This window comes from Nitrospira calida (assembly GCF_976986435.1).
Map to the genome: position 1 here is coordinate 2,127,952 of NZ_OZ335950.1, position 17,575 is coordinate 2,145,526.

The following is a 17,575-nucleotide window of genomic DNA, read 5'->3' on the forward strand; positions in this document are numbered from 1 at the left end:
GGCGAACGGCGTTGACGCCGCCGAGGGGTAGAGCGATCGGGGATCAGGAAGCGCATGCTGAACCGGGGGCGCAGGGCGGGTTTCGGTGTCCCAGCCGAGACCCGCCGCTGGGTCTTGCTCGCCGTGTTGATGGTTCTCAGTCCGTCCCGGGTCACCAGCCAGGAAGCCTTTCTCGACGTCCTCCCGCTCAGACCCTTCAATTTCGACGTGGTATTCCGTCAGCAGACCTTCGCGCCCGATGACCGGGAAATCGGGATTCAGGCCGGTTTCACCGCGTTGTGATACGGAAATCTCGAGGTGAGAACCATCTATCAATTCTTTAGCATCCACGCGGAAGGGACGAGGACCGACCAGCATGCGCTCTTCATCAATCCCCGGTGGAACAATTTCATCGACATCTTGGATTTCCCGAAGGGGAAGCCGATCAGCCGGACCATCCGGCACGTGCTGTTCGGCCCGCTGGAGGATCGGGCGGTGCCGTATGTCGGGCTGCTGGGAGGAGCGGTGATGCCGGGACCGGGCCATGACACGCCGGGCCATCTCGTGGGCGGACAGGTCGGCGTCCGTTTTCCGGTGGCCGGCGGCTTGGCGGTGGATATCACCGTGCAGTATACGCAATACGGGGTGGATTTTCGCGGCGAGGCGGGGCAGTCGCAGCAATGGGTGTTTTTAACCGGCATTCGATATTAGCATTGAACGCGACGGGGTTGGCGTACGCGCTCGGGCTGGGGTTCATCCTCCAAGGCTGCGGCCTGGTGTTCGATGCGATCCAATTGATTCAGCCCGTCGCCACCAACGAGCTCGACGCGATCTGCGCCCGCAAGCGGTTACAGGTCGGCATGGGGTTTGAGCCCCGGCGTCCCTTCGTGTTTCCCGCAATTTTCACAGACGAAGGCCTTCGCGTGAGCGGACTGGATGTGGAGTTGGTGCGGGAAATCTCGGCTGCGCTGACTGAACGGTGCGGAGGCGAGCCTGTGGTTCCGGTTCTCCATCTGGTTCCCTATCGCGCGCTCTTCGTGCTCTTGCACGAGGGCAAGCTGGATCTATTCGTGTCCGCCACCACGGCGAACGTGCCCTCTCCGACGAGGGCCGGCCTCGCCTACTCGGTTCCGTATTTCACCAACGGCGGTCTCGGGGTGATCGTCCGCGGGGACGAGGTCGCCGAGCGCGTGCGCGCGGTCCTGCAACGCGATCCCCGCTCCGTGTACGAGCCGGCGAAGATTCGGACGGCGTTGGCCGGATTAACGGTGGCGGTGCAGGAAGGAACGACCGCTCACCTGTATGCGGAAGCCAGCCTCGCCGGAGTCCACCTGGTCCTGTGCGATTCTCTCCCGGCGGCGTTCGAGTCGCAAGAGCCGCCCGTCGATGCGATCGTCGGCAAGCAGCCGATCCTCCGGTTCGTGGTGACGCGGGTGCGGAAAGATTGGCGGCTCCTCGACATGGAAGACGGGAAGCCGCTTATATTGACGAAGGAGGACTACGCGGTGGTGTTGGCGGAAGACAGTTATCGGCTGCGGTGGTTCATCAACGAGCTGTTGTTTCGATTGGACGCCGGAGGCAGACTGGCCGAGATGCGGCGGCGGTGGTTGGAGGAATCCTATGCCTTTCCGCGACGGGCAGTCGCGGAAGGCCTGCCGTTTGCGGCGGAGAACATGCCACGGCACTACGATCAAGGGGAATGCCGACTCGCGGCAGGCCGCTAACTCAGTCCACTGGGCATGAACAGGAACAGGATATGAGACTCTGTCGAAAAAGACGCTGGTGGGTTCTCGCGGCTGGGCTGCTCGTGATGCCGCCGGCACAGGGTTTTGCGTTTTCGAGGGAAGAAGCCCAGCAAACGGCGCATCTCCTGGCCAGCCTGCTGGATGCCGGTCGAGTCGTGATCGACCGGAACCAGGCCTTGATCGATGATCCGCACAAAGGGGACAAGGGGTTCACGCCGGACGTGTTCGAGGCGCAAGTGGTGCAGGAATTCAAAGCAAGAACCGGAATCGATCTCAGCCGCCCGGGGTCGTCCACGATTTCTTCATCGGCGAAGGAGTTGTTGCTCGGGCTGCTCGAAGCGAGCAAGGAGGTGGTGGCTGATGCGCAATTGGTGATCAATCAACGAGGCGTCGGCTACAAGAACTTTATCCCCGCCACCTTCGGTAGTCAGGCGGCGTTTCGCTTTTCGCAACGATTCCCCGTTCGGCTGAAACAGACGGCGCTTCGTCCGAGAAACCTGAAGAACACGCCGGACGAGCACGAAACGCAGATCTTGCAGCGCCTGACCAAACAACCCGCCCCCGCCTCGCCGGTCAGCGAACTGGTCGAGGGTGGAACCGCGCTCCGACTGATCGATCCGATTTATTATGAAAAGGAATGCCTCAGGTGCCACGGGGAACCGGCTGGAGAAGAGGACATTTCCGGTTACCCCAAAGAGGGCAGGCATGAAGGCGAACTGGCTGGCGCGATCAGTGTGACAATCCCACTCACAACGCCATGACTTCAGCGGCCAGGACCTGGCTTCCCCAGACAAATAGCGCCACCAGGGCCAGCAAGATCCAGAACAACTCTCGGTCGCCCCATTGTTTCCAGTTTGGCGTGAGCCAAGCCCGCACGATGCTCTCCTCGTGATCCTTCTCGATTTGTAGCCCTACATCGGTGGGAAAGCAATGCGTGTGCCATCAAAGACACTCCAAATATCTGGAGCATTCTTGCTGTGCAGCCGTTCACAGTGAGCGGAATCGCACCTCGCGCACTGTGCGGAAAGAGCGCCTTACCTCATCATGACCTTGCCCTTGCCCCAATAGTAGTAGAGAGAAATGTTCGGGTAAATCGCATCAATATTGTTCTGCCCGGCAACTGAAAACAGCACGCCGGCGGCGCCGACCAAGGCCCCGTTTGAGTTATGGAAGAACTTGTATTGAACGGAGGGCTCGACGCCGATCAGATTGAAACTCGCCGGCTTGATATTGAGGTTATGGCCGTCCAGCCGAAAGGGAAGGCCATGGAGCGTCACAAATTCCAAATTGAATCCCAGGCCGCGTTGCTCGTTGGCGATGTATTCGACGATAAAGCGCGTGTTCACGATGTCGCCGTTGTAGGTGTTCATGCCGGCCGTGCTTCCCGGCGCCGTGTACGAATAATAGAGCCCTGCGTTGAGACGAAAGGGATTCAGGTTCTTACGGAGCAGAATACCCTCGGTGAACGAAAGGCCGCCGAACTTGGTCCCCGGCAGGCGCCCAAGCGGTGAGAATCCTCCCGGGATCCCTTTGGTCCCAAACCACTGACTGCTCGGAAGCGTCACACCGTTGTAGAGGGTCACGGTGGGACGCGCCGTATCGGAATCTTGAACAATGGGCCGATACTTGAGATAGATCGTTGTGTCGCCGACATTGTTTTCCTCCTGGATGATTCGCCCGTCGGAGTCACGAGCCTGACTGGAATTGAACCAAATCCACGATGGAGCCACATTGAGTTCGAAATGGTCGGTGAGGCCGTAGGCGACAATCACCGTTGGCGCAACGGCTCTCAGATGAAAAGGCGAATCCGTCGTGGCAGTGCCGAATTGATTCGTGAACTTGCCATGCCCGATCTCGCCGAAGATAAACGGTTGGACGAGGAACTGGCCCTTCGGCTGAATATCAATGCCCGTGTTCAAGATAGGGCCGTGAGTCATGGGATTCCAACCTCGCCGGTACTTCTGAATCTCCTCCTCGGTCGGCACCCACTTCCAAGTCAACGGATTCCAGACGCTCCGCTCTCGGGATTGTGCCTGATCGGCTCTCTCCTCGGCTACCGCATACGAGTGAATGCCGCACACCATGCTCAGCACAATCGCCAAGCCCCCCGCAACCACGCCCGTCGGCATAAGACCTCCTTTTTCCATTCTTGTCCGCAGCGCTGAGCGCGCGGTACCGCGCGCCGCGCCCATCGCGGCATGCGGGTTTCCGGAGATGCATCCCCGAAGCCGACACGGTAACGAGTGCGTAAATTGTGTGTTACAACCGGGTAAATTCTACGGGCCGGAGAAAACCCGTGCATTAATGTGGGGTTGCCTGCGTGATTCCGGGCGCGCGTATGCGTCAGAGCAGCGGTTTGCTGTGGCAAGAGGCATTGGGCAGAGGAATGACGATGGTAACGTACAAAGAAGTATGCGTGTCAGAATGTGACAGCGTGACACAATGTGCCAGATTGGCCCATTCATGTTGAGAGAAGACTGGCAACGAAGCGCGGGCAAGATGGAACACGGTCCTGCGAGAGATTCGCCGCAGCAGCGAATGGGCCTGGCGGTCGTGAGCCGGGCCCGATCATGGCTTCGGCGCCGTGCTATCATACCGGTGAATCTCACGCTCATCCGCTTCAGTTCGAACTCGTAAGGCGTGTGATCATGCGTACGGCAACGCTGTTTTAGCCGCCCTCATTTCACTGCCCGGTTCACCTAAATGACTACTTTTCGGCCGCATCGTCCGCTCCCTACTATGTCGCGCTGCGCGACGACCGGCTCTGTCTCTGGGGGACGCCCACCGTGGTGCGAACCCTGGTCCGGCACGCCTGTGAAGACGCCGCCAGCGCTTCCACCGGGTGCCTCCGAAGGGGCCTGCGGCGGAACGGGCTGGCATCCGTGATCCCTGTGTTCATGCCTCCGCGGATCAGCGTACCGGTTCATCGACTTGCCGTGATCCCTCTGGCCGGGGCGGCGGAAGAGCGCCTCGGCGAAGCGTGGGCCTCTTCTTCAGCCCAGGTCCATCACGTTCTTGCACTGGTTGCTGCTCTTGGGATCGTCGTGTTTTTTCCTCATCGTCATCGCCCGACACAGAAGACGGGCGTAAGCGTCCCCCTCCCGAAACGTCAACAGGCGAACAAACCTTGAAGCGCGAGGCGGCGCTGATAGTTGTCGGCTTACTCCTGTCCGGTGCAAGAGGAAACGGTGCCCCGGTCGGCTACCGAGAGCTTGACGGCCTTGCTGGCTCAAGAGCGTGGACAGCCTTGATGGTTCGCCCGAAAACTTGCGGATATCAGGGCGCAATCGAGCGGGTCCGATGCAGGCGATCTCGTAGAATCAAGGACGGCTCACCGGCCGCGTCCAGGCTCAGAAGCAGGCGTGTTTTGCCATCGACGTCACGGATTGCCAGTCCCGATTCTTCGGCAAGACCGAGCCAGATGATCCGTGTGTTGTTGCGATGGAGCAAGGCGAGATAGGGCTCGCCTTCGGCCGATAGCCCGAGCACCGCGCGCAGGGTTCCTTGTTGATCAATCAGACGAAATTCTTGCGCGTCGACGACCGGTGGAGCTGTCTTCGCCGTGTCTTGAGCGACCGCCCGATCGTTGAACAGCAGCCACGCGGCCAACGCCCCTCCTGCGCATCCGGCTAAGCCTCCGATGATTAAAACCGCACGTGCTGTCATCACACCCATTCAGCACCTCCCATGTGGTCGCTTTCGCGTCGCTTAGAAAACCGGGCCCCTTGCTTGCAGCGGCCATTCGCCATCAGCTCTCCAACGACGGATCGCTCTATGTGACGCGGATCCGGTCACCATTTGCGGCCGACTCGCCCCGATCGAAGGCGCAACGAGCAAGACACAGCTGCACCCTGGTCGCCGTGACCCGCGCGGTGAACGACCCGAACCGAGTTCGACTCCAACCTCACAAGACACGATGACCGAACCCGCCTGATACGCGACGATTCGTTGCCCTCATGCGTGGCAGCAACCCTGCGTCGCAGTCGGCTGAGCCATAGGCCGAGGCGGCAAAAGGATTCATGACAACTGCAGGTCGAGTTGGCCACCGGCGCGGCCGCACGAGGCGGATTAGTCCGCAGGGCCCTGTTCGATTCCCGCTCCCGTCTCGCCGGGCTCGCTGAACAAGATCCATTGCACACCCAGCACCGCCAGGATTAACGGATACAGGTACGCGACTTTTCCTCCTATCAGGCGATGATCGACAAGCACCTTGAACACGAGCGTCAGAGAGGCCAGGCCGCCCATCAACATATGACTTGACACCAACCCGGGCAAGTGGGTGGGAGACGGCAGAGTCGGGTCGTGCACCGCAAGGATACCGCTTGTCAGCGCGCCCAGACCATAGAACAGGTAGAGCCAGGCAGGGTGAGTCGCTCGTTGCAGGCGGCGCAGCAGGTCGATCAGGCCAAGTGTCAACACGAGGAGGGCCAGAATTTTATGTTGCAAGACTCCGAGTTTGAGAGGCTATCGACCAGCCCCGATGGTCCGATCGGCCAAGCCGGCTTGTCGCTCCAAAGCAGGTTGTAGCCCCCGAGGAGCATGAGGCAGGACGGCCAACTCAGCCTGATGAGGAGAGAGGGACGGACTTCCCGCAGCTCCAGCCAGGTCAGGCCGGCCAGGGTCACGACAATGATTCCTCCGACCCGGTGATTGAACTCAAGCCAGGTTTTTGCTTCGTGGTAGAGCTGGTGGTGAGCGTTTACTCCCATTTGATCGTTACCGGCGACCTTTTTGCTGGGCACGCGACGGAATATGCCCCGAACGTTGTCTCAGCGTCGTCAAGGAGCCTGCGATCCAACGTACCGGATGGCGGTTCCCGCGAGCATTTTGAACGCTTCGTCGTACGGCACCGCAACACTACCGACTGAGGTTCCCCAAGTCCATGGATATGGGCCGACCCCGTACCCCCAGCCGCCGTAGCCGTATCCCCATGCCCAAGGTCCGTTAAATGGGCCGTAAAATCCCCATGGGCTATACACCGGCTCATAGGCCACCTCGTGCTCCACTTGAACCTCCGGCTGAGAAAACACCACCGCATCAGCGCCCAGGGTGGCGGCCTGTTTCAAAATCTTGCGCTGCAGTGACCCGAAGCTGAGCCATGAATCCCCGACCCTCAACTCCGCGATCGCAATATGCGGGCGTGCCGGATCGTGCTCGAGCACTTCGACCTCGTCAACCGACGCCTTCGGCGGAAACGTCTCGCTCGTCAGCCGTATGGTATCGACGCTCGCGCAGGCCGCGAATCCCACGCTCAAGACCGCCGCAATCGCAGGGTGCAGGAGCCTTTGCAGTGCGGATCGCATGTGGACAGCACCCTCCTTCAGCGGGTTCGCACGTAGGCGACCCGCGCTTACCTCGAGAGTTTGTTGAACGCGTCCAAGGCGGCCACTTTATAGCACTCCGCCAGGGTTGGGTAGTTGAAGACCGTGCGCAGGAAGTAGTTCAACCCCCCGCCCAGATCGAGCACCGCCTGCCCGATGTGGATCAACTCGGTCGCCCCGGTCCCGATCGCGTGCACGCCGAGCAGACGCCGGTCTTCGCGATGAAAGAGCAGCTTGACCAGGCCGCTGTCATCGCCGAGGATTTGGCCTCGCGCGATCTCCCGGTAGCGCGCGACCCCGGCCTCGTAGGGCACCCGGTGGTTCGTCAGTTCGTGCTCGGGCGGACCCGCCATCGAAATTTCGGGAATGGCATAGATGCCGACGGGAAAATGCTCGGGAAGCGGGTCCACTTCCACTCCGAACGCGTAGCAGGCAACCTGCCTCCCCTGAGAAGCGGAGGTCGAGGCCAGACTGGGATACCCGATCACGTCGCCCGCTGCGAAAATGTGCGGCACTTCGGTCCGGAACCGGCCGTCCACCTTCAGCCGTCCCCGCTTGTCCGCAGTCAAGCCGGCTGCGGCCAGGTTCAGGCGGTCCGTCGCGCCGATTCGCCCGACGGAGTACAGCACCGACTCCGAGACAATACGCTTGCCGGATTCCAGCGTGACAATGGCGCGCCGGGGGCTGCCGTCCGTGTGCTCCAACCGTTCGACCGCTTCACCGAGGCGAAAGGTCACGTTGCGGTTGCGCATCTGGTGCATCAGCTCTTCGACAATCTCGGAGTCCAGGAATTCCAAGAGCCTGGTGCGCTGGTCCACCAGTGTGACGTTGACTTTCAGCGCCGCGAACATGGAGGCGTACTCGATCCCAATGATGCCGCCGCCGACCACCACCATGTTCCGCGGGAGCCGCTTGAGGCGCACGACGTCATCGCTGGTGAGAATGACCTCCCCGTCGATCCAGGCGTTGGATGGCAAGGCCGGTCTGGTCCCGACGGCGATCAGGATATGGGCGGCTGTCACGTCCTTGGTGCCGTTCTCGGTCGTCACCGAAACGGTGTGCGAATCTTTGAATGAGGCGTCGCCGTGGATGAGCACGACCTCATTACGCCGGAGTTGATCTGCCACTACTTCGACTTCGCGCCGTACTACCTGCTCGACCCTGGAGAGAAGTTGTTCCGCCGTCGGGCGGCTCTCGAAGTGATTTCCCAGTCGCTCGGAATGGCCGGCGGCCTGAATGAAGGACAGCACCGCTTCGCGGAGCGTCTTGCTCGGAATCGTCCCGGTTTCCACACAGACGCCGCCGACGATCCGCCGGCGTTCCACAACCGCGGTCCGTTTCCCAAGCTTCGCGGCCTGCACCGCCGCCCGTTGGCCGGCCGGTCCGCTGCCAATGCAAATGAGGTCGAAATCGTACATCGCCGACATGATCGCAACCGCGCCGATGCTTTAGTGCGAGACAGTCGCCTGAAGGCCGGTGTATCGAATCGCCGTTCCCGGCACTGCGTTCATGGGCTGATCGTACGGCACGGCCAGGCTGTCGGCGTCGCCGCCTTAGACCCGCCGTCCCTACCAGGTATCGGATCCTCACACAGGCCTGTAGAAGGGACTGTCATATCCCCATGGATTGGAGACCGGCTCGGTCGCGAGCCGGTGCGTGACATACGCACCGGCTTGCCGAACATGACCGCGCCCGCGCCGCGCGGCGAGTTCCCAGAACGGCTATCCAGCCGTGCCAGAGCATTGAATCTGCTCCATCGGACAGTCGCCACTGGGCATCGTACCCCGCATCGGCTCATCGAAGCGACGCCTCGATCAGTTGCGCCTCCGCCTTCAGACGTTTCTGCTCCAGCTCCAGCCGCTTCTGCCGGAACGTTTCCAGATCCTGCTCGTACTGCCGCTCATGGGCGGTCCATTCCTCGAGCAATCGGGTCTTCTCGGTCGGGTGTTGTCTGACAGCCAGCATCTGTGCTTTCGCAAACTGGAGATGATGGCGCTGCAGGATCCATTGCCGCTGGTGCAGTTCGAGAGCTAAGAGATCCATGGCACGCAGTTCCTGAATTAACGGTTCTTGCGTATCGGGAAACTGCTTCAACTCTTCCATGCGCTTCCCGGCGCGCTCGATATTGACCGTGAGAGAGACAATGCCCCTGTTGAGCATCCCCAGCACCGGATCGGTAAGCTCGGTGGACTGTCGCTTGGCGGTAGTGGTCCCAACACATCCCATGAGGAGCGTGGCGATTCCCAAGAGGAGGCCCGCTCCCATTTTGCGTCCCCGTCTTCGCATCCCGTTCATCCCCCCTTCTTCTGCCCCTTCTCACACTGTTGACCTGTTCAACGTTGTCGGCCGTCACCTGCGTACCGGCCTGGCTCGTGGCACTGACAAACAGCAACATGTGATGATGACCCTCATTCGACGGTCATGTAACTTAAGTTTTGAACGCGAACGCTCATGGCGTCCGCTCTTCCGCTGAGGGGCTGTCATACCGGATAGCGACACCCGAGAGATACATTGTGTACTGTGTCTGGTCCGCGCCGCCTTGCACGAAACTCCAGGGATCCAGGTAGAACGGAGTCCACCAACCCCAAGGACCCCATAAAAGTGGGGTCGAGTTCGCACCGGCCTGGATCAAGGTTGACTGATAGGCCGGACTCGGCCCCATCGACTCGAGAACGTCAGCTTTGCCCAGCACCACAGCATCGGCGCCCAATTGCCGGGCCCGGGCAAGAATACGGTCTCGCAATGCGTCCTCGCTGGCGCTGTGAGAGGTCGCGATAATGCGGGCCAGCCTGACATGCGGCCGGGTCGGCTCGGCCTTAAGCGCGTCAATCTCCGTGAAGTGCGCTCGTGGCTCGAACCGTTGCGCGGTCAAGGGCTCGACTTGAAGGGTCACGCAAGAGGCAAACGCCAGAGGCGTCAGGGAAACAAGAAGGAACCAAGGGACGCAACCTTCCGATCGTTCGCGTAACGCGCCTGCATGGCTTAGTTGCGGCAGCGGTGATCGTCGTCGAATCATGGATGAACGGTCGCCTGACGCAGAGGGGCCTCGGCACCTCCTTGAAAGCCGCCAGCCTTGGCGGACAGGGCTCGTGCAGCCCGGGCCAAACCTCGTTCCGCCTCGGCGGCGTAGTACGCATACCCGGATTTTTCAGATAACGCGCTGACCGAACGGAGCAGCTCGAGCGCGTCCTCATACCGACCAGCCGTTTGAGCCGCCTGCGCCGCATGCAGCGCACAGGCCGCAGCCATCGCTCCGGGATCGACCGCAAAGCGGGAAGGCGACTCCTCGATGAGGGCCCGGAGGGCTTCCGGCAGCGTGTTAAAGGACTCCTCGCGCCGGGTCATGGCACGAACAGCCTGGTTAAGCCGCCGCGCGTCATTCCGCGTTTCTTCCGCATCCTCGCTGACCCGGCAGTGGCTATAAGTGCGCCACAACCCCATGAACGTCCGGTCATCCAACGGAACGGTCCCGCTTCTGAAGCCCGTAGTCTGACAAGCGCCCAAAGCCAGGAGCAAACTGATCGGCAGAAACCTGACCGGCCTCATGCGGAGCACCGACCGCACGCGGCGTGCGTACGGTCGTTCGTCGCTCGCCGCGCCGCCTCGTTCACGACCTCGAGGAGCACTGCGCCTTCGTAGGGTTTGCGAATCCAGGCAAACGCGCCACGTTGGACCGCGATCTCGGCCATGTCGCTCTGGCCTCCCGAGACGATCACCACGGGCAGGTCCGGCCAGGCCACCCGGCTCAGCATCAACAACTCGAGCCCGTTCAGCCGCGGCATGTGATAATCGGTCACGACGACATCGAAGCGTCGCCGTTTCATCTCGTTCATCGCTTCCAGGCCGTCACAGGCTTCATAGACGCTATAGCCGGCTTGGATGAGCAAGAGGGCGAGAACTTGACGCGAATCCGCATCGTCCTCCACCACCAATACGCGTTTGCCGTAACCATCCATTGGTGACCTCCTTCCAGGAGTGGGGTTTGCACTTGCCGCGCAGGAAACCAGGATCTTGTGCGCGGAAGGACGCCTCCACAGGAGGGCAGAGAGGCGTCGCCGCGACGGGGCACAGCCGCCGCATCTCCTTCCGCTCACGAGATCCTGTCTTCTGGGCGGATCAGGACACGACGGCGACTCGCTGGCACGCTGCCAGACCACGAGCGGACGAACGTCCTGCCGGCGGAGGCTGCAGGCGATTGGCGCGGATGACCGGATCGTCGATGCACCCGCAGTTCACGCATCGCGAACCGTGGCATTGCATACGACTCCCTTCTTCTTCAAAGTCATAAAATAGTTCGGCGACCACCAAGCCTCCGCACCGCCTGCACGCCATAGTCCGCCTCCTCTCTGACCGGTTGCTTCCTTGGTCGACTTGCGACGACTCCCTTGCGCCCAGTGATAACCATCCGACTCATGCCGCAGTGGTCATGTGTGAGCCGCAGCAAGGGCGATGCCACGCCGTGTGGTCGTACGCTTCGGCTACGGAACCCCGTAGGCATCGACCATTTCATCGACGCACCGGAAAGCAAGCCGCGGAATGGTGGGCGGTCCAATGTGCCAGGATGGCACGCCAGGACAGGACGACACACAGACGAAGCGAAGTCGAGGTTTCAGGTCGAAGCGGTGCCGGACGGTTCGCGATCGAGGTTGGACCGGGCTTCGGTCAGGCCGTAGCGGTCGAGCAGCCGGTACAGCGTGCGCCGGCTGATGCCGAGCAGCCGCGCCGCTTGTTCCTTATTGCCGCGGGTAGTTTCGAGCGTGGACAGGATGTGTTCCCGTCTCAGCGCGTTCAGCGTGCCAGGCAAGCCGTCCGTCTGTTCTCCCGTGCCGTTGCCTTTCCGCAGAATGTCCGGCGGCAGATCCTCGATCGACAGGACCGAGTGGGTCGCCAACGCCACCGCCCGCTCGATCACGTGTTCCAGCTCGCGCACGTTGCCGGGCCAAGGATACTTGACCAACGCCTGCATCGCGTCCGTGGAAAGCGTGACAGCGGCCATCTTGTCATCCGTGCCGTGGCGAGCGAGGAAGAATTCCGCGAGCAAGGGGATGTCTTCTGGCCTCTCGCGGAGCGGGGGCAGGAACATCGTCACCGTGTTGAGGCGGTACAGCAAGTCCTCGCGGAACCGTCCTGCGGACGCCAGTTGCTGCAGATTGCGCCGGGTGGCGGCGATAACGCGCAGATCGACGGAGATCGCTTCGTTACTGCCTACGCGTCTGATCTCTCCTTCTTGAAGCACGCGCAGCAACTTCGCCTGGCCGGCGGGGGAAAGATCGCCGACCTCATCCAGAAAGAACGTGCCACCGTCGGCTTCCTCCACTAAGCCGCGCCGAAACGCATGGGCGCCCGTGAAGGAGCCCTTGACGTGACCGAACAATTCACTTTCAAGGAGAGAGTCCGGAATCGCGCTACAGTTGACGGCGACGAACGGGCGGGCAGCTCGGTCGCTGTGATCGTGGATGGCCCGAGCGACGAGTTCCTTGCCGGTTCCACTCTCGCCCTGGATCAGCACCGCTGTCCTGCTCCGCGCCACCTTGCCGATCAGTTTGAACACTTCCACCATCTTTCGACTCTGGCCGATGATGGACGCCGCGCGGGGTCGCTCGGTGAACACGCTCTGCAGGTGACGGTGCTCCCGCACCAGGCGGCAATGGTCCACCGCCCGCCGCACGACCAGCAGCAACTCGTCCAGGTTGACCGGCTTCGTAATGTAATCGAAGGCCCCCTGCTTCATGGCAAGAATGGCGGTGTCCACAGATCCGAAGGCCGTCAACAGCACGACGGGCGTCTCCGGCGAGGTCCGGCGGAAGGCGTTCAGCACATCCATTCCCGTCACCGGGGCCATCTTGATGTCGCTGATCACCGCGTCGTACTCGCGGAGATCGCAGCGTTCGATCGCCTCCTGCCCGCCCTCGGCCAAATCAATGTGGAACCCGGCGCCGCGGAGCACTTCCCCCAGCATCTCGAGATTCCGTCGATCGTCGTCCACCACAAGAATCCAGGCGTTCTTGTTCATTCGACTCCCTCCTCGGCGTCGGATGCCTTCCAAATGGGCAGATCGACAACGAATGTCGTCCCCTGCCCGATCCTGCTCTGCACCACTAACCGGCAGCCAAGTGACGACAACACCCGTTGGCAAATGGCGAGCCCCAAACCAGTCCCCCCATCGCTCTGGCGGGTCGTGAAGAAGGGCTCGGCAATGCGGGCCAGATGTTCCGGCTCGATGCCCTGCCCAGTGTCTGCTACGGTCAGACGCACCGCGTCGACCGCCAGGTCCCCACCGCCGGCCAGGATGACATGCCCCTCGATTGCGCCGCGAAAAACACGCTCCGTGCGGATATGCAATTCCCCGCCGCACGGCATGGCCTGCACGGCATTGGTGGCCAGGTTGAACATCACGCTGTGGAGCGCCCGCTGGTCGCCAGCGATCAAGGGGAGAACGGGGGCCAATTCGGCTTTCATCACGATCCGCCGTCCGGGAAGGTTTGGAAAGATCAGGGTCATGACCTCCTGAACGACGCGGTTCAGATCGACCGGAGCGGTCCTCACCTGCATACGCGTGGAATCCAAAATGTGCCGAATGATGCAAACCATGCGTGTGATCTCGGATTGAATGATGGAGAGGTGGCGCTGCCGGGCCGGAGAGTTCGGTTCTTTGGCCAGCAACTGGAGATGCCCGGAAATCGCATTGAGCGGGTTGCCGAGTTCGTGCGCCACGACCGCAGACAGTTCGCCGAGAGCCGCCAACGTTTGGGTCCGTTCGGTTTTGACGCGCGCTTCTACCAACAAATGGGTGGTCCGCTGGAGTTCCTCTCGCGTCTCCGCGATCTTCGTCATCAGCATGTCGTTGAAGCCCCGGACCTCCCTCAACAGACGCTCCTTTTCGGCGATTGCGTTTCTCACTCGCTCAAGCATGCGGTTAAACTGGCCGGCCACTTCCCGGAGATCCGAGGGACCTGTCACGGGGGCGAGGGTGGTCAAATCCCCGGCCTCGGCTTGATGCATGGCGCGAATGAGTTGACGGACCGGCCCATGGACTTTGATCCGGATCAACGCCAGGAAGACAAGGCAGGTGACAAGCACCGCTCCAATCCCGACATCCTTGGCCAATTGTCCTTCTTGTTTGATCAACCCATCGTATTTCCAAAGCGAAAACCGGCCGCGCAGCGCTCCGACAATCCGGCCATCGACCATGACGGGAGCGGTGATGAGCCACGCACGGTCCTCCGTGGAGATATCGAGCTGGGCGACGGATCGACCGGCGGCAATCTCGGTCCGCTCCCGTTCACTCAGCGCGGGTTGCGCCGCCACCGGATCACTGCTGAAGATCAACTTGCCGGAAGTCGGCGTGATCTCGAAGACGGACAGGTGGCGGATACCAGGGCGAAGCTCAAAAATGTCCGCGAAGGCCTCTTTCAGTGCGTCGATATCGCGGATATCGCCCGATTTGCCGATGAACCGGCTGACGGAGGAGGCGGCGCGCAGGAATTCGGCGTGGACGTTCCGGGCCGCCGCTTCTTCGATAACGTGCCGATCGAGCAGATTCAGGACCACGATGGCGAGGCAGACCACGACGATCCCGGTGATCATGACCCAAGCCGTTATGTTGTTGAACCAATGCGCTTTTATCACGCGGCCGCCGTCGTCTCGTCGGTCGTTGGTCGCCTCGGTGGATGCAATCCGCCGAGGAGTGCCGTCTGGGTCCTTGGGCCGCAATCAACGGCCCAGCACAACACCCTGGTTTCGCTCCCCCGCGCCTGACGGCGGCGCATCCGGATTGATGAGGACAGGCACGTTCAAATTCTCCGGCAGCAGCACGATCTTTGAGTTCGGGCTGTCATAGAGCTTGAATTGGAGATACGCCGGCGTCAGGGTCTTGGCGATGGTCTCCTGGGCCTTCGCCTGGCCGATCGCCCGGATCCGCAGCCCTTCCGCCTCTCCTTCGGCGCGAATGCGAATCGCATCGCCCTCGCCTTTCGCTCTGGTACGGGCGATTTCGGCGTCTTTGGCTGCGATCGTCAGCTCGAATTCCTTTTGTTCTTTTTCCTGCTCTTTGGCCTGCTTCTGTTCGATGGCGTTCAGCACGATTTGGGGAAAATCCACGTCCGCCAAGGCGACGCTTTGGATCTCAAGATGCCGGCCTTTCAGCTTCTCCGTTACCACCGCCTGCACCTTGCTGGCGATTTCCGAGCTCCGTTCCGGGACCGTCACCATGTTGTAGCCGGATACCACACTGCGTACGGCGGCCAGAAACTCCGGCTTCACGATACGCGGATAGAAATCCGTGCCGACCTCATGGGCCAGAAAATACACTTCCTCAGGGATGGGCCGCACGATGATGGCGGCCTTAATCAGGACCTGAAGGTCATCCGCACTGAGGGCGTCGATGTGTTCGGTGAAACTCTGCCACCGGACATCGTACAGGTAAATGCTGTTCCAGGGTGCCCGCCAGTAGAAACCATCCTTCAACGGCTCGGGGGAGAGTCCCTCTGAAAACGGACGCCACATCAATCCCCGGTAGCCCGGCTGGACGCTGGTCCCGGCGCAGGCGCTCAACGACATGATGGCTGCAATGAGCATCAACGGCAGCGTATGGGTCGTAGGGTGGTACATAGCTTCCTCCATAGAGATCAGCGAGAGGCGGGAGCAGCGACCCGGGATCGGCGTCCGTCGGCGGTGAGTTCGAGATGCATGTCCGCGAGGCGCTCCCGTTCCTCCGCCGCGTTCCGATAGTATTCGATCAGCAGCTTCGCGCCGGTCACCCATTCCGAGTCCGGCCCGAATAGCCGTTCGTATACCGCCACCCGGTCGGCCAATTCCTCCGCCTTGCTTCGAAACAGAGCGGCTTCGCGAGCGTAGTTGCTGGCAATTTTCCATTGGTCGTGCGAGGGATCCGAGGAGGACAGGTCGAGCGGCGCAGAGGCCCTTGTGCAGCCAAGTGTGACAAGCGACAGGAGCAGGACGAAGACGCCGATGCCGTTACACGGGCATCCTCTGTTCATGCTCGCACCGCTCGCCCAACTCGGGCGAGCCGCAATGAACCGGGGTGGCAGGACCATCGACCAGGTAGAGCACTTCATAGTCCCACTGGTGCGTGACCAGTTCAATTCGTCGCTGCTCGCGTAGTCGCATAAGGGCGTCGAAGAGCATCTTCCAGGTGCAGTCGGGTAACTTCCGTGCGATATCCAAGAACATGAGTCTCCGGTGCTGATGCAGCAGAGCCGAAATCCGATCGGCAAGCCCGGCGCAAGGTTCTGGTCCGTCACGCACGCTCATCACTGTATGTTCGTCCGGTGGTGGCGGAAACGGAGCCATACTATCCGATATGCAAGAGAAATTTCTCAGAGCACCGGTGTCGACCGGTACCCCTACAAGTTACCGCTTAATGGTTCTCAATTCCAGCCCCCATCCCGTTCGATGAGACAGGTTCAAATCCATAGTGCAGGAGGAGCTTCTGGATGCGGGTGCTCACGATGAAATCGAGAAACTTCTGCGCGACGGGAAGAGACGCCTTCCGACAGGTCCAGACCACCGCCGCGCCGAACCGAACCATTGTGTCACCGGGGACAACCTGCACGAGGCGTAACTCGCCGCCGTTGAGAGCATCCGCGCGGTAGACGATGCCCGCGTCTGCCGCCCCGGTATGCAGCAGATGTAAAATATCACCAGTATGTTGTGCATAGAGAAGACGCAGATGGCTCGTGTAGGCCTGATCGAGCTTGGCAAGTGCACGGGCTGTGATCTTTCCCAATGCGGAGGTCTTGGGGTCGGCGACGGCGATGCGGCTCGCTCCATTCGGCAGCACATCGTGAAAGGAGATCGAAGCTGCCGGGGAGGCGGCCGACATGACGAGCACGAGAGGGGTTTGCGCGTAGATCCGCGGTTCGCCGAGCGTGAGTCCTTTCTTGTGCAGGATCTCGACTTCCTCAGCCGCTCCGGGAAGGAACACGTCGATCGGTGCGCCCTGTTCAATCTGTCGGCGTAGCTCTCCCGACGGACCATAGAGCACGTGGACCGTCGCGCCGTATTCTTGCTCGAACATCGGGATGAGCTTTTGCAATGCGGCCTGCAAGCTCGGACCCGCCCCCACCGTTAGCGGTTCAGCATGAACCGCCTCGCCCGCTTTAGCGACGCCCGCAAGTCCGCCAACGAACGCGATAATCATGCCGAATATGCGCAGTTCTCTCATCGAGATGGTGCTCCTCTTCTCTTTGTCCCTTCGCCTGAAGGGGTTACCAATGCATCGTGCCATTCATGCCGTGAATCGACCCCCGTTGCCGGACATACGAAAGATCCTGACGAGTAATTCATCCACCAAGAAGCGGTATCAGCAAGATCGATACCTAAAATGGTGTCCATTCGACTGGTTGGTGACGACGTTCCGACCGCAGCATTTCTCATGACTTCCCGATGATTCCGGCTCACCGCCGAACCCCACGTCCGCAGAATTGTGACATTTCGCACAATGCGCCCTGAGCGCAAAGTCACACTTCGCGATCGTCTGCGTCGCGCTTCAAGAAGAACCGGAAGATG

Annotated in this window: 20 protein-coding genes; 4 read left to right on the forward strand and 16 right to left on the reverse strand. The window is 61.1% G+C overall.

Translation table 11 applies throughout. The features are described from left to right. Positions 1-54: 54 nt before the first annotated feature. The 4 genes from ACWHTU_RS10480 to ACWHTU_RS10495 are packed head-to-tail and all read left to right on the forward strand — an operon-like array spanning position 55 to position 2,485. The gene (locus tag ACWHTU_RS10480) at positions 55-282 is read left to right on the forward strand and encodes a hypothetical protein (RefSeq protein ID WP_447859298.1); all 228 of its coding nucleotides are present in this window, start codon (positions 55-57) and stop codon (positions 280-282) included. Positions 283-297: 15 nt separating this feature from the next. Further along, a complete protein-coding gene (locus tag ACWHTU_RS10485; protein WP_447859299.1) occupies positions 298-690 on the forward strand; it encodes a hypothetical protein in 393 nt (130 codons plus the stop codon). A 17-nt stretch (positions 691-707) separates the two neighbouring features. Continuing rightward, complete coding sequence (locus ACWHTU_RS10490) at positions 708-1,703, forward strand: substrate-binding periplasmic protein (RefSeq protein WP_447859300.1); 996 nt, start codon at positions 708-710, stop codon at positions 1,701-1,703. Positions 1,704-1,735: 32 nt separating this feature from the next. Further along, positions 1,736-2,485 carry a Tll0287-like domain-containing protein gene (locus tag ACWHTU_RS10495; protein WP_447859301.1) on the forward strand — a complete coding sequence of 250 codons (750 nt, stop codon included), beginning with the start codon at positions 1,736-1,738 and terminating at the stop codon, positions 2,483-2,485. On the opposite strand, the gene ACWHTU_RS10500 is transcribed toward ACWHTU_RS10495, so the two are convergent. From ACWHTU_RS10500 to modA, 16 genes are all read right to left on the reverse strand, one after another. After that, positions 2,472-2,600, reverse strand: a complete 129-nt coding sequence (locus tag ACWHTU_RS10500) for a hypothetical protein (RefSeq protein ID WP_447859302.1) — start codon at positions 2,598-2,600, stop codon at positions 2,472-2,474. The two genes, ACWHTU_RS10495 and ACWHTU_RS10500, sit on opposite strands and share 14 nt — an antisense overlap. A 158-nt stretch (positions 2,601-2,758) precedes the next feature. Continuing rightward, positions 2,759-3,853, reverse strand: coding sequence for a hypothetical protein (locus ACWHTU_RS10505; protein WP_447859303.1), 1,095 nt, complete (start codon positions 3,851-3,853; stop codon positions 2,759-2,761). Between the two features lie 1,147 nt (positions 3,854-5,000). After that, complete coding sequence (locus ACWHTU_RS10510) at positions 5,001-5,399, reverse strand: hypothetical protein (protein WP_447859304.1); 399 nt, start codon at positions 5,397-5,399, stop codon at positions 5,001-5,003. Between the two features lie 393 nt (positions 5,400-5,792). Next, positions 5,793-6,170 (reverse strand): hypothetical protein, encoded by a 378-nt coding sequence (locus tag ACWHTU_RS10515; protein WP_447859305.1) that lies wholly within the window; start codon positions 6,168-6,170, stop codon positions 5,793-5,795. Positions 6,171-6,502: 332 nt separating this feature from the next. Beyond that, entirely contained in the window at positions 6,503-7,027 is a 525-nt protein-coding gene (locus tag ACWHTU_RS10520; protein ID WP_447859306.1) for a hypothetical protein, read from the reverse strand. Between the two features lie 47 nt (positions 7,028-7,074). Beyond that, positions 7,075-8,472: a Si-specific NAD(P)(+) transhydrogenase gene (sthA, locus tag ACWHTU_RS10525; protein WP_447859307.1), complete on the reverse strand. Its 1,398-nt coding sequence runs from the start codon at positions 8,470-8,472 to the stop codon at positions 7,075-7,077. Between the two features lie 367 nt (positions 8,473-8,839). Then, positions 8,840-9,340: a hypothetical protein gene (locus ACWHTU_RS10530; RefSeq protein ID WP_447859308.1), complete on the reverse strand. Its 501-nt coding sequence runs from the start codon at positions 9,338-9,340 to the stop codon at positions 8,840-8,842. A gap of 154 nt (positions 9,341-9,494) precedes the next feature. Then, on the reverse strand, positions 9,495-9,938 hold the full coding sequence (locus ACWHTU_RS10535; protein ID WP_447859309.1) for a hypothetical protein: 444 nt from the start codon (positions 9,936-9,938) through the stop codon (positions 9,495-9,497). A 119-nt stretch (positions 9,939-10,057) separates the two neighbouring features. Further along, positions 10,058-10,591 (reverse strand): hypothetical protein, encoded by a 534-nt coding sequence (locus ACWHTU_RS10540; protein WP_447859310.1) that lies wholly within the window; start codon positions 10,589-10,591, stop codon positions 10,058-10,060. Next, positions 10,588-11,001: a response regulator gene (locus ACWHTU_RS10545; protein ID WP_447859311.1), complete on the reverse strand. Its 414-nt coding sequence runs from the start codon at positions 10,999-11,001 to the stop codon at positions 10,588-10,590. Before ACWHTU_RS10545 ends, ACWHTU_RS10540 begins: the two co-directional genes overlap by 4 nt. A gap of 653 nt (positions 11,002-11,654) precedes the next feature. Continuing rightward, positions 11,655-13,058 (reverse strand): sigma-54-dependent transcriptional regulator, encoded by a 1,404-nt coding sequence (locus ACWHTU_RS10550; protein WP_447859312.1) that lies wholly within the window; start codon positions 13,056-13,058, stop codon positions 11,655-11,657. Further along, positions 13,055-14,632, reverse strand: a complete 1,578-nt coding sequence (locus ACWHTU_RS10555; RefSeq protein WP_447859313.1) for an ATP-binding protein — start codon at positions 14,630-14,632, stop codon at positions 13,055-13,057. The genes ACWHTU_RS10550 and ACWHTU_RS10555 overlap by 4 nt, the downstream gene beginning before the upstream one ends. Positions 14,633-14,758: 126 nt before the next feature. Continuing rightward, positions 14,759-15,655 carry a prohibitin family protein gene (locus tag ACWHTU_RS10560; protein WP_447859314.1) on the reverse strand — a complete coding sequence of 299 codons (897 nt, stop codon included), beginning with the start codon at positions 15,653-15,655 and terminating at the stop codon, positions 14,759-14,761. A 17-nt stretch (positions 15,656-15,672) separates the two neighbouring features. Beyond that, positions 15,673-16,044 (reverse strand): hypothetical protein, encoded by a 372-nt coding sequence (locus ACWHTU_RS10565; protein WP_447859315.1) that lies wholly within the window; start codon positions 16,042-16,044, stop codon positions 15,673-15,675. Then, positions 16,022-16,318 carry a hypothetical protein gene (locus ACWHTU_RS10570; RefSeq protein ID WP_447859316.1) on the reverse strand — a complete coding sequence of 99 codons (297 nt, stop codon included), beginning with the start codon at positions 16,316-16,318 and terminating at the stop codon, positions 16,022-16,024. The genes ACWHTU_RS10565 and ACWHTU_RS10570 overlap by 23 nt, the downstream gene beginning before the upstream one ends. Before the next feature lie 106 nt (positions 16,319-16,424). Further along, positions 16,425-17,231 carry a molybdate ABC transporter substrate-binding protein gene (gene modA / locus ACWHTU_RS10575; protein WP_447859317.1) on the reverse strand — a complete coding sequence of 269 codons (807 nt, stop codon included), beginning with the start codon at positions 17,229-17,231 and terminating at the stop codon, positions 16,425-16,427. Between the last annotated feature and the right edge of the window lie 344 nt (positions 17,232-17,575).